The sequence below is a fragment of the Mycobacterium sp. NGS39 genome (assembly GCF_059812765.1).
The window spans coordinates 164,659-177,816 of sequence record NZ_JCALDH010000006.1 but is presented as its reverse complement, the minus strand read 5'-3'; the positions used below and the strand labels follow the sequence as shown (position 1 = coordinate 177,816).

Sequence of the window (13,158 nt, the reverse complement as noted above, 5' to 3'; positions counted from 1 at the left end):
TCTCACTCTTCTAGAACGGCGAGGCCCGGCAGTGTCTTGCCCTCAAGGTATTCCAGGGAGGCGCCGCCGCCGGTGGAAATGTGGGAGAAGCCGTCCTCGGGCAGGCCGAGCGCTCGCACGGCCGCGGCCGAGTCGCCACCGCCGACCACACTGAAGGCGCCCTTGCTGGTGGCGCCGATGATCGCTTCGGCGACGCCTTTGGTGCCGGCGGCGAACGCCGGGAACTCGAAGACGCCCATCGGACCGTTCCAGAACACGGTCTTGGCGTTCGACAGCAGCGCGGTGAACCGCTTCACCGACTCGGGGCCGATGTCCAAACCCATTTTGTCGTCGGGGATCTGGCCTGCGCTGACGGTCTGCGACGGGGAGTCGGCCTTGAATTCGTCGGCGACGACGATGTCCACCGGCAGATGGATGACGTCGGCGTGGGTTTCCAGAAGTTCCTTGCAGGTGTCGATCATCTCGGGCTGCACCAGCGACTTGCCCACCGAAACCCCATGTGCGGCAAGGAAGGTGAAGCACATGCCGCCGCCGATCACTAGGCTGTCGGCCTTGGTGGCCAACTGTTCGATGACCGCGAGCTTGTCGGAGACCTTGGATCCGCCCAGCACCACCGCGTAGGGCCGCTCGGTGGAACTGGTGAGCTGGTGCAGCACATTGACTTCCGCCTCGACGAGCCTGCCGGCATAGTGCGGCAACAGCGTGGCGACGTCGTACACCGACGCCTGCTTGCGGTGCACCACGCCGAAACCGTCGGACACGAAAGCACCGTCGGGCTCGACGAGTTCGGCGAGCTGACGAGCCAGCGCCATCCGTTCGGTGTCGTTCTTGCTGGTCTCCCGCGGGTCGAACCGGACGTTTTCGAGCAGCAGGACGTCGCCGTCCGTCAGACCCTCGGCACGGGCGAGCGCGTCCGGGCCGACGACGTCCCCGGCCAGTTGGACATGCCGGCCCAGCGCGTCACTGAGCGCCGTGGCAACCGGTTTCAGCGAGAACTTCGGGTCCGGACCGCTTTTGGGACGACCGAGATGCGCGGTGATGACGATTTTCGCGCCGGCGTCGGCCAACGCCTTCAGCGTGGGCACCGACGCGGTGATCCGGCCCGGATCGGTGATACGGCCGTCGTCGTCGAGCGGGACGTTGAGGTCGGAGCGCACCAGCACTCCGCGCCCCGAAACCCCTTGTGCCAGAAGATCTTCGAGAGTTGGCAAGCCGGCCATGTCTACAGAGACTTGCCCACCAGCGCGACGAGGTCGACGAGCCGGTTGCTGTAGCCCCATTCGTTGTCGTACCAGGACACCACCTTGGCCTGGTTCTCGATGACCTTGGTCAACCCGGAGTCGAAGATCGACGAGTGCGGGTCGGTGACGATGTCGCTGGACACAATTGGAGCGTCGTAGTACTTGAGGATGCCCTTGAGTTTGCCCTCGGCGGCGGCCTTGAACGCGGCATTGATGTCCTCGGCGCTGGCCGACTTGGAGATCTCGGCAGTCAGGTCGGTGACCGAACCGGTGGGAATCGGCACGCGCAGTGCGTAGCCGTCGAGCTTGCCGTTCAGCTCGGGAAGCACCAGGCCGATGGCCTTAGCGGCGCCGGTCGACGTCGGCACGATGTTCAGCGCGGCGGCGCGAGCGCGGCGCAGGTCCTTGTGCGGGCCGTCTTGCAGATTCTGGTCCTGGGTGTAGGCGTGGATGGTGGTCATCAGCCCGCGGACGATGCCGAACTCGTCGTGAAGCACTTTGGCAAGCGGCCCAAGGCAATTCGTGGTGCACGACGCGTTGCTGATGATGTTCTGGCTGCCGTCGTACTTGTCGTCGTTGACGCCGAGCACGACGGTGAGGTCTTCGCCCTTGGCGGGCGCGGAGATGATGACCTTCTTCGCGCCTGCCTCGAGGTGACCCTTGGCCTTGGCGGCGTCGGTGAACAAGCCGGTGGATTCGACGACGACGTCGACGCCGAGGTCACCCCACGGCAGCGCGGACGGGCCTTCCTTGAGCTCGAGGGCCTTGATCTTGTTGGAGCCGACGACGATCGTGTCGTCGCCTTCGAGGCTGACGTCCTGCGGCAACCGGCCGAGAATCGAGTCGAATTTCAGCAGATGCGCCAAGGTGGCGTTGTCGGTGAGGTCGTTGACCGCCACGACCTCGAGGTCGGTGCTCTTGCCTTCGGCCTTCTGCGCTTCGAGGGCCCGGTAGAAGTTGCGTCCGATGCGACCGAAGCCGTTGATACCTATCCGGACCGTCACGTCTGTCTCCTTGATCTGATGATTTCTCCCGGCCAGCCTAGTGGGAGGGCCTTTTCGCCGTGCGGCCGGTGGTGACCGCAGTGATCTGGTTAACGTGGTCGACGTGCGCTACGAAGTGACCGACGACGACACCGCCGAGCGGGTCGGTAGCGGCGACGTTCCGGTGCTCGCGACGCCGCGGTTGATCGCATGGCTGGAAGCGGCCACGGTCCTGGCGTCCGCGCCGTTCACGGCGGCCACCCAGACGACGGTCGGGACCGCGGTACGAGTCGAGCACCGGCGCGCGACCAAGGTGGGCGGGATCATCGAGGTCTCCGCCGAGCCGCCTGCCGCGCCTGACGGCCGGAGTCTGACCTTCCGGGTTCGGGCCGTCGACGATTCGGGTCAGGAGGTTGCTGTCGGCGAAATCGACCGGGCGATCGTCGACCGGGAGAAGTTCCTGGCGCGCTGAAGCACCTGCAGCCGCCGCACTGACCGCAGCTGTCGGCATGTTGCCTCAAATCGATCAAACGGAGCTCGTGCCTGACGACGTAGCGGCAGAGCTCGACGAGTCACTCACCCGGTTATGATCTCGAAAACGGCTCTAGCTCAGCCTGATTCAGTTCGATTCGTTCCACATGAACAGTGAGTACTCGATGTCTTCGGGCTTCGTTTCGCCTCCAAGCTGGTCTCTAAGCTGCAACGCCCATGCTGCACATGCTTTGAGGTACGCCACGTATCGGTCGCTCCACCGGTTTGAGTTAGCGGCACGCCGACTGTCCCAGTTGAGGCCACGAAGTCCGCGCCATACGCGACTGTCGAGAATGAGAGGGGTGCAGTCATACCGACCATTGTGTTTCGGCACGACATCATCGTGTCGATCAGTCTTCACCGTCGTGCCGACAACCCATAGCCACTTCGTAAGGAATGCTGGCCCGATGCCTTCCAGCCGGTCTACAGAGTCGTATGCGGCTCCAATCTCGCCGGACTGTAGCCGAATTCGCGCTTCACGCAGGGCCGCGAGGGCTGGTTTTTCCGCACTACTGAGGGCCGCTTCGGTGTATCGCGGACCCCGACCGTTTGTAGTGCCCGATCCCCAGGCCATTGTCATCACGAACAAATGTCGAACCTCATCGTCGCTTTGCCAGTCCGTTTTCGCTGCAAGCTTGGCAAGGTCTGACCGGCGGATTGCTGCGGGTAGCCGCACATCGGACATTGAGGGGTACTTAGACCACACGCCCGGATTGACGGTCGCCGGTGCTTGGGTTTCAGCTGAACGCAGCTTCGCCGGCGGAAACGCGATTCCCAATGTCGGATCGTTCATATTCACGCCACTACGTCTACCCGATTCGTCCGACATCTCGGAGCAATATTGCGACGCGTACCGCCCCGTGACCGGCATCGGAGGTCCTGGCAATGGCGCTCATAAGCAATCCGTGCGGAAGCCCTCGGGCTACCAGTTGTCCAAGCAATCCGGGTTCGGTCGCCTCCACCCGATTGGCAGCCGCCCCGACTATCACCAAATGAGCCCCCGGTCTAGACGGGATGCGCCTCGAACCACTCCAGCAGGAGTTCGGCCGCCTTGTCCGGTTCCTGGTCAGGGATCCAATGTGAGACACCACTCAGCACTTCGAAGCGGTAATCACCGCTGACATATCGGGCGGTGTCGCGCGCGGGCTTTTCGGTGAGAGCGATGTCGCCGTCGCTCCAGACGTACAGGGTCGGCACCGAGATCTTCTGATTGGTCGCACGGAAATCGTTAAGCGGTATCGCCCGATACCAGTTCAGCGCCGCCGTAAGCACGCCGGGTTCGGCCATGGCCTTGGCGTCCCGCTCAGCTGCTTCGGGTGTCTGCCCGGCCTGTCGCAAGAACCGCGCCAGCACGGCGGCCTGACGCTTGCGGCCGAGCAGCAATCGCTCCGGCGCCCACGGCAGCTGGAACACGTACATGTACCACGACGCCAGACCCTGGCGACTCGTCACGAATGCCTTCAGGAAGGCGGCCGGATGAGGAACGGAGAAAATCGACAGCGACGCCAGGCGGTCAGGGTGCTCCGCGGCTGTCGCCCACGCTGCGAGAGCACCCCAGTCGTGGCCGACGAGGTGGACCCGGCTAGCGCCCACGGTGTCGATCAGCGCGCGAACGTCCTCGACCAGTTCCGGTGTGCGATAGTCCCGCCGCCGCGGCGGCCGAGCGCCGGGCGAATAGCCACGCTGGTTCGGCGCGATGCACCGGTAGCCGCGCGGTGTCAGCCGCTCGATCACCCCGTTCCAGCTGCTGTTGAACTGGGGGAAGCCGTGCAGCAACACCACCACCGGACCGTCGGCCGGCCCTTCGTCGAGGTAGTCGAACGTCAGCTCGCCGCGGCGGTATTGCTTCACTATGCGTCCTCGAGAAGATCCGGGGTCACCGCCGACTCGGTGTCGGGGATGCCGTCCTGTTTGGCCTTTCTGTCGGCCATCGACAACAACCGCCGAATACGGCCTGCGACAGCGTCTTTCGTCATCGGCGGATCGGCGAGCCGGCCGAGCTCTTCCAACGACGCCTGTCGATGCTCCACTCGCAGCTTGCCCGCCGCAGCCAGATGGTCCGGCACCGTGTCGCCCAGAATCTCCAGCGCCCGTTCTACCCGTGCCGCCGCCGCCACCGCCGCGCGTGCCGACCGCCGCAGGTTCGCGTCGTCGAAGTTGGCCAGCCGATTGGCGGTCGCCCGGACTTCGCGGCGCATGCGCCGCTCCTCCCACGTGAGCCTGCTGTCCTGCGCACCCATCCGCGTCAGCAACGCCCCGATCGCCTCGCCGTCGCGCACCACGACGCGGTCACTGCCCCGCACCTCGCGCGCCTTGGCGCTGATTCCCAGCCGCCGCGCCGCACCGACGAGTGCCAGCGCCGCCTCCGGACCCGGGCAGCTCACCTCCAAGGCCGACGAGCGTCCCGGCTCGGTCAACGAGCCGTGCGCCAAGAAGGCACCGCGCCAGGCGGCCTCCGCGTCGGCGACACTGCCGCCGACCACATGCGCCGGCAGCCCCCGCACCGGCCGGCCGCGCAGATCCAGCAGTCCGGTCTGGCGTGCCAGCGCCTCACCGTCTTTGGCCACTCGCACCACGTAACGGGTGTTCTTACGAATTCCGCTGGCGGACAACACATGTACGACGGCGTTGTAGCCGTACAGGTCGAAGATGTCCTTCCGGAGCCGCCGCGCGATGATGCCGAGATCGACCTCGGCCTCGACGATCACCCGGCCGCCCACGATGTGCAGGCCGCCGGCAAAGCGCAGCAGCGCCGCAACTTCCGCCTTCCGCGCGCTCACCGAATTGACGACCAACCTGCTCAACTCGTCTTTGACCTCGGCGGTCATCGCCACGCGTCGTCACCTCCCGGTCCCTCTAACCGGCCGGCCGCAGGGGTCGGCACCGTGGGTGCCATCGGCATCGCTGATGCGCGGACTCGCACGCTGTCCAACACCGCAGCCAACTTCGCCGGATCGTGCAGGGACGTACCCGGCCGCGCCACGTCAGCAAACTTTACTTCCGCGTTGAGCAGCGTGGCCGTGCGCCGCAATTGGTCCCGCTCGCGGTCGCTGGGGACGCGTTCCGCGTCGACGATGATCTCGTCGACGCGGAAGCCGGGCGCATGCTGTGACAGCACGTGAAGATGCCGTTCCGCAGAAAACCCGGCCGTCTCACCCGGCTCGGCGGCCAGGTTCAGCACCAGCGCCCGACGCGCCGAGGTGGCTTGCAACGCCGCCGCGAGACCAGGGACCAGCACATGCGGAATCACGCTGGTAAACCACGAACCCGGGCCTAGCACAACGAGATCCGCGGCCAGGATCGCATCCACCGCCTGGCGGGTGGCCGGCGGATCGCCGGGCAGCAGCCGAACGCGTCGGACCTTTCCCGGAGTCGTCGCCACGGCGACCTGGCCGCGGATCACCCGGCTCATCCTCGGGTCGGACTCCAGCCCGGCGACGTCGGCCTCGATCTGCAGGGCGATCGGGCACATCGGCAGCACCCGGCCCTTGACACCCAAGATGCGCCCGAGTTCGTCGAGCGCGGCCACCGGGTCGGCCAGCACCTCGTTGAGCCCAGCAAGCAACAGATTGCCGATCGGATGACCGGCGAGCGCGCCGCTGCCACCGAACCGGTGCTGCAGGATCGTGGCCCACAGCCGCCCGTACCGGCTGTCGGAAGCCAGGGCCGCCAACGCCATTCGGAGGTCACCCGGCGGTACGACGTCCAGCTCACTGCGCAGCCGGCCCGACGAACCGCCGTCGTCGGCGACAGTGACCACAGCGGTGACATGCGGGGTCAGCCGGCGCGCGGCGGACAGCGTCGCATACAACCCGTGCCCGCCACCGAGCGCGACGATGCGGTGACTCATTCGCGGCCCAGATCCCGGTGCAGCACGCGCACCGACAGTTCGTCGTGCGGTTGCAACCGTTCGGCCAGCGCCTCAGCCATCGCGACACTCCGGTGTTTGCCGCCAGTGCAGCCGATGGCGACGGTCATGTAACGCTTCCCCTCCCGTCGGTATCCCTCGACGACGAGGGATAGCAGTCGATCGTAGGTGTCGAGAAACTCTTCGGCACCGGGTTGAGCCAACACGTATTCGCGCACCGCCGGGGCTTGCCCGGTTTGGGGGCGCAGTTCGTCGACCCAGTGCGGATTCGGCAGGAAACGGACGTCCATCACCATGTCGGCGTCCATCGGCAGCCCGTACTTGAACCCGAACGACTCAACCGTGACGCTGGTGTGCGCAACGGCCTCCCCACCGAACGCCCGCTCGATGCTCTCACGCAGCCCGCGCACCGACAGCGTAGAGGTGTCGATGATCAGGTCGGCTCCTTCCCGCAGTGGGGCCAGCATCCTGCGTTCGGCGGCGATGCCCTCGGCCAGCGTCTGGTCGCCCTGCAGCGGATGGCTGCGCCGCACCTGCTCGTAGCGGCGGACCAGGATGTCGTCGGACGCCTCCAAGAACAACACCTGGGGCCAGATGCCTCGGGTCGCCAAATCCTTTCGCACCCACTCCAAGTCGCCGGTGAATCCCCGCGAACGCACGTCGAGCACCACCGCGAGCTGGGTGATCCGCGACCCGGCTGCCAGCCCGAGATCGACCATCTGCGCGATCAGCTCCGGCGGCAGGTTGTCCGCGACGTACCACCCCAGATCCTCGAGCACCTTGGCGGCCGTGCCACGCCCTGCACCCGAGAGCCCGGTGACCAGGACGACGTCGATCCCTGACTTCGCCGCAGCCTCGTCGCGGGAGGTGTCTCGCAGCTCTTCGCCTGTGCCCTGGTCTGTCATCCGGATGCCCTGGTTCGATCATCGCCCATCGTGGCGGGCTCCGCGTCGGTTCCCGGCGAATCTGCGATTGCCGTCTCGTTCCTCGCGTCGTCGGCGCCGAGCGCCTCGAGGACGGCACGTGCCGTCGCCACCCCGATGCCGGGCACCGCGGTGATCTCCTCGACCGACGCCTGCTTGAGCCGGGCCACCGAACCGAAGTGGGCCACCAGCGCCTTGCGCCTCGCCTCCCCCAGCCCCCGCACCGAGTCCAGCGCCGATTCCGTCATCCGCTTCGACCGCTTGCTGCGGTGGTAGGCGATCGCGAACCGGTGCGCCTCGTCGCGGACCCGCTGCAGCAGGAACAGCCCCTCGCTGTTGCGGGGCATGATCACCGGATCGGGTTCCGACGGCACCCACACCTCTTCGAGACGCTTGGCCAGACCGATCACGGCAACGTCGGTGATACCCAGTTCGTCGAGCACCGCCTGGGCCGCGTTCACCTGGGCAGCTCCCCCGTCGACGACGAAAAGGTTTGGCGGATAAGCGAACCGGCGCGACGTGTCCGGGACGCGTGCCTCTGACAGATGGCGCCGGAACCGGCGCCGGGTTACCTCGGCAATCGACGCGACGTCGTCGGAGCGCCCGCCGCCGGCCGCCTCCCGGATCGCGAAGTGGCGGTAGTCCGACTTCTTAGGCAGCCCGTCCTCGAACACCACCAGCGAGGCGACCACGTCGGTGCCCTGCACATGGCTCACGTCCACGCACTCGATGCGCAACGGCGCCTCCGCCAGCCCGAGCGCATCCTGAATGCTCTGCAGCGCTTCGGATCTCGCGTTGAAGTCACCGGCCCGCTTCAGCTTGTGCTGGGCGAGCGCCTCCTGCGCATTGCGCGCAACGGTTTCGGCCAGCGCTCGCTTGTCACCGCGCTGCGGCACCCGCAGCGACACCCGCGAACCGCGCAACGCCGACAACCACTCCGCCAGCTCGTCGGCATTGTCCGGCAGCACCGGCACCAGCACCTGGCGCGGCACAGGATTGGTGTATTCGTCTGCCGCGCCGTCTAATTCGGCCTGCTCTCCATAGAACTGCGTGAGAAATTGCTCCACCAGCACCTTGTGTGCCGATTCCTCTGGACCCGACGCCTTCTCGACGATCCAGCCGCGCTGCCCGCGCACCCGGCCACCGCGAACGTGGAACACCTGCACGGCGGCTTGGAGTTCGTCGTCGGCGAACGCGACCACGTCGGCGTCGGTGCCGTCGCCGAACACCACCGCCTGTTTCTCCAGCGCCCGTTTGAGTGCGGAGACGTCGTCACGCAGCCGCGCAGCCCTCTCGAAGTCGAGCGCCGCCGCGGCCTCGTTCATCCGCTGCTCCATGTCGCGGATCATCCGGTCGGTCTTGCCCGACAAGAAGTCGCAGAAGTCCAGCACGATCTTGCGGTGCTCCTCGGCGCTGACCCGATACACGCACGGCGCCGAGCACTTGTCGATGTATCCAAGCAGGCACGGGCGGTCAATCTGCCTGTGCCGCTTGAACACTCCGGCCGAGCAGGTACGGGCCGGGAACACGCGAGTGAGCAGATCGAGCGTTTCGCGGATCGCCCAGGCATGCGAGTACGGGCCGAAGTAGCGAACGCCTTTGCGGCGAGGCCCGCGGTACACCATCAGCCGGGGGTATTCCTCGTTGAGGGTGACCGCGAGCACCGGATAGGACTTGTCGTCGCGGTAGCGGACGTTGAACCGGGGGTCGAACTCCTTGATCCAGTTGTACTCGAGCTGAAGCGCCTCGACCTCGGTGGTGACGACGGTCCACTCGACGCTCGCCGCGGTGGTGACCATCTGCCGGGTCCGCGGCGGCAGGCTGGTGATGTCGGCGAAGTAGGACGTCAGCCTGCTGCGCAGGCTTTTCGCCTTGCCGACGTAGATCACCCGGCCCTGGGTGTCCCGGAAGCGATAGACCCCGGGTTCGACGGGGATCGACCCGGGGGCGGGCCGGTACGTCGAGGGATCAGGCACCTGACCAGGTTAGTACCGGCGCCGAGACTGCCGTGAGCGCGGGAAATGCGAGTAGGGACCGCGTGGAATATCGTTTCGGCGACTACTGCGGGGGCCGGTACTTGGCGACGATCTCGCGCACCGCGTCCATCGCCGCGACCGCGCGCTCCTTATCGACAGCCTGAATCGCCATCAGCGGTATGTACTCGTCGTCGGGCAGGTCGACGCGCGCCCAGCGCGCCCCGGGCGGAAACGACACGTCGACCACATCGGCCCAGCCAATCAGCTTCTCGCCGAGCAGATTTCGCACAGCCAGCCCCGCTTCACCCGCACGCAGCCGCGGCCGCGCGAACAACAGCACGACGGCGGCGATCACCACGCCGAGCCCTGCGATCGCGACCTGGTCGGCGGTTTGGAACACCACCCCGGTGGAACCGATCTTCAACAGCACGCCCACCGCGATGTGCGCCGCCAAGATCACGACCGCCCCGACGTAGGCGAACAACGGGGTCAGGTGCGGCCGCACCTGCAGGTCCCACTTCGCGGTCACGCCGTCATGACCTCAGCGCCGTCACGACCTCAGCTGCCGCAGGGTCAGCGCCGTCGACAGCGCCGCCGCCGTGGCCTGCGCTCCCTTGTCTTCGGCCGAGGACGGCAACCCGGCCCGATCCAGCGCCTGCTCCTCGGTGTCACAGGTCAACACGCCGTTGGCCACCGGCGTGCCCGCGTCCAATGACACCCGGGTCAAGCCCTGCGTGACCGCGTCGCAGACGTAGTCGAAATGCGGTGTCTGCCCACGGATCACCACGCCGAGCGCGACGACGGCGTCGTGATTGCGCGCCAACTCCTGTGCGACGACCGGGATTTCGATAGCACCCAGCACCCTGACCACCGTCGGCTTGCGGACACCGGCGTCCGACGCCATGCGACGTGCGCTGTCCAGCAGCGCATCGCAGATCTTCTGATGCCAGGTGCTCGCGACAATGGCCAGCCGCATACCCGACGCATCGAGCGCCGGCATGTCCGGCACGCCGTGCGCCGGACTCACAAGGCACTCACAGGGCTCCGCCGAATTCGCCTGGCAGCGCGTCGAAATCGTCCAGCCCGGAAAGGTCGTGACCCATCCGGTCGCGCTTGGTGATCAGGTACCGGATGTTCTCCGCGTTGGCCCGCACGGGCAGCGGCACCCGCTCGATGATGTGCAGCCCGTACCCGTCGAGCCCCACCCGCTTGGCGGGGTTGTTGGTGAGCAGCCGCATCGAGCGCACGCCGAGGTCGTAGAGAATCTGGGCACCCAGGCCGTAGTCGCGGGCATCGGCGGGCAGGCCCAACTCGAGGTTCGCGTCCACGGTGTCGGCACCGGCGTCCTGTAACTGGTAGGCCTGCAGCTTGTGCATCAGCCCGATGCCGCGGCCCTCGTGGCCACGCATGTACAACACCACGCCGCGGCCTTCACGTGCGACCATCGCCATCGCCGCGTCCAGTTGCGGGCCGCAGTCGCAGCGGCGCGAGCCGAACACATCGCCGGTCAGGCACTCGGAGTGCACCCGCACCAGCACGTCCTCGCCGTCACCGATGTCCCCGCGCACCAGCGCGACGTGCTCGACGTCGTCGTAGATGCTCGTGTAGCCGACCGCCCGGAATTCGCCGTGCCGGGTGGGAATGCGTGCCTCGGCGATCAGCTCGACGTGCTTCTCGTGCTTGCGCCGCCACTCGATCAGGTCGGCGATCGAAATGAGCGCCAGACCGTGGTCGTCGGCGAACACCCGCAGCTCCTCGGTCTGCGCCATCGCGCCTTCGTCCTTCTGGCTGACGATCTCGCAGATCGCGCCCGCGGGCTGCAGCCCGGCCAGCTTGGCCAGGTCGACTGCGGCCTCTGTGTGCCCGGGCCGCCGCAGCACCCCACCGTCCTTGGCGCGCAACGGCACCACATGCCCGGGGCGGGTGAAATCGCTTGCCACGCTTGACGGATCGGCCAGCAGGCGCATCGTGGTGGCCCGGTCAGATGCCGAGATCCCGGTCCCCACACCGTTTTTGGCATCGACGGTCACGGTGTAGGCGGTGCCATGCTTGTCTTGGTTGACTGCGTACATCGGCAGCAAGCCGAGGCGGTCGCAGATCTCGCCGGCCAACGGCACGCACAGGTAACCGGACGTGTAGCGCACCATGAACGCGACCAGCTCCGGGGTGGCTTTCTCCGCCGCGAAGATCAGATCGCCCTCGTTCTCGCGGTCCTCGTCGTCGACGACGATCACCGCCTTGCCCGCTGCAATGTCCGCGACCGCGCGCTCGATGCTGTCCAACCTGGTCATGGTCGGTAACTCCTTCGGGCGGCGGCGCAGTGCCCCGCGCAGGCGCTGCTGCAGTCGAGTTTAGTGATTGGCGCGGGTCAGTTTCTCGACGTACTTCGCAATGACGTCTGAGCCGGCCATGTACCCTCCCTGTGACTTCCCGCCTGGCGCCGCAGCTATGTATCCTGGAATGAGCTTGACCTGCATAGATAGCAGAAATCGGGTCAGGCCCGTGGGCACTCAAGCCTCGTGGGCTACGTCACACGAAAGAGTTCACATCGGCAACGACCGGTCCTTGCTCAGATGTTCGGCCAATTGTTGGGAACCCACGCCTTCCGGGTTGGGTATCCCGCGTCACCCGTCCGTTGGTAGGCACGACAGCCGTTGACGCAATGCGCACGAAAGAAAACCAGCTTTTGGTCCTGCCCGCTCCCCTCCGTTGTCCTCTCATGTCGCCACTCCACCGAGCCGCCGCAATGGCGGCACTGTTGTTCCCATCCGTTCTCGCCGATTCGGAGGTAGTCCATGGACGCGACGGTAGCGGACTGGGCCGACATCACCAGGGCGGCACCTCGGCTAACCACTGGGGATCGCTGCGGACTCCTGACGGGTATAGGCCGAAGTCCGCCGCGGCGTCATGTAGGCGCGGGCCGACCGCGGGCTAGCACCGCTTCGAGGTCGCGCCGGCAAACTTCCGTGGCACTGGCTGAGATCTGTAAGTAGCCGGAGGCAGATACTCAAGCATCGCTTCTATGGCGCGCCGGTCACGCAAACCGATAGCAGCGGCCGGTCAAGCTCAAGACGGAGGAGTTTGGTCTCCGTACGGGGCATATTGGTGGTTTGGGCAGTAGATGACGGTGCCCGCTGAGGTAATGCTGCTCGCCTCGTCAAATGTGTACCCAGCCTCCGCTTGGAGCGCCTTGAGTGCGGCGTATGACGTTATTCCGTTATCCATGCGCTGACATGCTTGCAGCGCTTGTGCCTTTACGAGCGGGAAGTTCCATACGACCATGGGGTAATCTTGGTCTGGATCAGTCAACAGCCAGTAGAAGCGGGCGTCGGGGCTATTGTCGGCTGGCCGCCCGGGGTTAGGGGCAGTTGCCGACCACTGGGCGGACTGACCTGTGAAATTGCAGGGACACCACTGCCGTACGCCACCGTGGCGTGAGCAAGTACCGCTCCTCGTTTCACTGTGCGAGTTACTGCCGTCTTTGCAGATGGCAGTCACATTGGATGTCGAACTGTCCGGACCTGGGACGCAATCCCCACTAGCCGCCTCGTAGCTACCAGCCGGACACTGCATGAATGGAATCGGCGAGGTTGGCCAGCCACTGTTTGCCACTGACCCGGCGTCAGCATTAGCAGA

General features: G+C 66.2%; 13 protein-coding genes. 1 reads left to right on the top strand and 12 read right to left on the bottom strand.

Going from position 1 to position 13,158, the window contains the following annotated elements; translation table 11 throughout:
* Positions 1-2: 2 nt before the first annotated feature.
* Both AC5Y39_RS10835 and gap read right to left on the bottom strand, forming a co-directional pair.
* On the bottom strand, positions 3-1,220 hold the full coding sequence (locus AC5Y39_RS10835) for a phosphoglycerate kinase (RefSeq protein WP_500017213.1): 1,218 nt from the start codon (positions 1,218-1,220) through the stop codon (positions 3-5).
* A gap of 2 nt (positions 1,221-1,222) precedes the next feature.
* Positions 1,223-2,245, bottom strand: coding sequence for a type I glyceraldehyde-3-phosphate dehydrogenase (gene gap / locus AC5Y39_RS10830; protein ID WP_500017215.1), 1,023 nt, complete (start codon positions 2,243-2,245; stop codon positions 1,223-1,225).
* Between the two features lie 103 nt (positions 2,246-2,348).
* Here gap and AC5Y39_RS10825 point away from each other — a divergent pair, with 103 nt between their 5' ends.
* Positions 2,349-2,696 (top strand): thioesterase family protein, encoded by a 348-nt coding sequence (locus AC5Y39_RS10825; RefSeq protein WP_500017217.1) that lies wholly within the window; start codon positions 2,349-2,351, stop codon positions 2,694-2,696.
* Between the two features lie 147 nt (positions 2,697-2,843).
* On the opposite strand, the gene AC5Y39_RS10820 is transcribed toward AC5Y39_RS10825, so the two are convergent.
* From AC5Y39_RS10820 to AC5Y39_RS10775, 10 genes are all read right to left on the bottom strand, one after another.
* A complete protein-coding gene (locus AC5Y39_RS10820) occupies positions 2,844-3,548 on the bottom strand; it encodes an 8-oxoguanine DNA glycosylase OGG fold protein (protein ID WP_500017501.1) in 705 nt (234 codons plus the stop codon).
* Between the two features lie 212 nt (positions 3,549-3,760).
* Positions 3,761-4,606 (bottom strand): alpha/beta fold hydrolase, encoded by an 846-nt coding sequence (locus tag AC5Y39_RS10815; protein ID WP_500017219.1) that lies wholly within the window; start codon positions 4,604-4,606, stop codon positions 3,761-3,763.
* On the bottom strand, positions 4,606-5,583 hold the full coding sequence (gene whiA, locus AC5Y39_RS10810; protein ID WP_499912000.1) for a DNA-binding protein WhiA: 978 nt from the start codon (positions 5,581-5,583) through the stop codon (positions 4,606-4,608). Before whiA ends, AC5Y39_RS10815 begins: the two co-directional genes overlap by 1 nt.
* Positions 5,580-6,605, bottom strand: coding sequence for a gluconeogenesis factor YvcK family protein (locus AC5Y39_RS10805; protein ID WP_499911876.1), 1,026 nt, complete (start codon positions 6,603-6,605; stop codon positions 5,580-5,582). Before AC5Y39_RS10805 ends, whiA begins: the two co-directional genes overlap by 4 nt.
* A complete protein-coding gene (gene rapZ / locus AC5Y39_RS10800; RefSeq protein WP_500017221.1) occupies positions 6,602-7,528 on the bottom strand; it encodes an RNase adapter RapZ in 927 nt (308 codons plus the stop codon). Before rapZ ends, AC5Y39_RS10805 begins: the two co-directional genes overlap by 4 nt.
* On the bottom strand, positions 7,525-9,522 hold the full coding sequence (gene uvrC / locus AC5Y39_RS10795; RefSeq protein ID WP_500017222.1) for an excinuclease ABC subunit UvrC: 1,998 nt from the start codon (positions 9,520-9,522) through the stop codon (positions 7,525-7,527). The genes rapZ and uvrC overlap by 4 nt, the downstream gene beginning before the upstream one ends.
* An 82-nt stretch (positions 9,523-9,604) precedes the next feature.
* On the bottom strand, positions 9,605-10,051 hold the full coding sequence (locus tag AC5Y39_RS10790; RefSeq protein ID WP_500017224.1) for a PH domain-containing protein: 447 nt from the start codon (positions 10,049-10,051) through the stop codon (positions 9,605-9,607).
* A gap of 21 nt (positions 10,052-10,072) precedes the next feature.
* Entirely contained in the window at positions 10,073-10,522 is a 450-nt protein-coding gene (ribH, locus tag AC5Y39_RS10785; protein ID WP_500017503.1) for a 6,7-dimethyl-8-ribityllumazine synthase, read from the bottom strand.
* A gap of 34 nt (positions 10,523-10,556) precedes the next feature.
* On the bottom strand, positions 10,557-11,813 hold the full coding sequence (locus AC5Y39_RS10780) for a bifunctional 3,4-dihydroxy-2-butanone-4-phosphate synthase/GTP cyclohydrolase II (RefSeq protein WP_499911868.1): 1,257 nt from the start codon (positions 11,811-11,813) through the stop codon (positions 10,557-10,559).
* A 775-nt stretch (positions 11,814-12,588) separates the two neighbouring features.
* Positions 12,589-13,095, bottom strand: coding sequence for a DUF3761 domain-containing protein (locus AC5Y39_RS10775; RefSeq protein WP_500048217.1), 507 nt, complete (start codon positions 13,093-13,095; stop codon positions 12,589-12,591).
* Positions 13,096-13,158 lie beyond the last annotated feature (63 nt).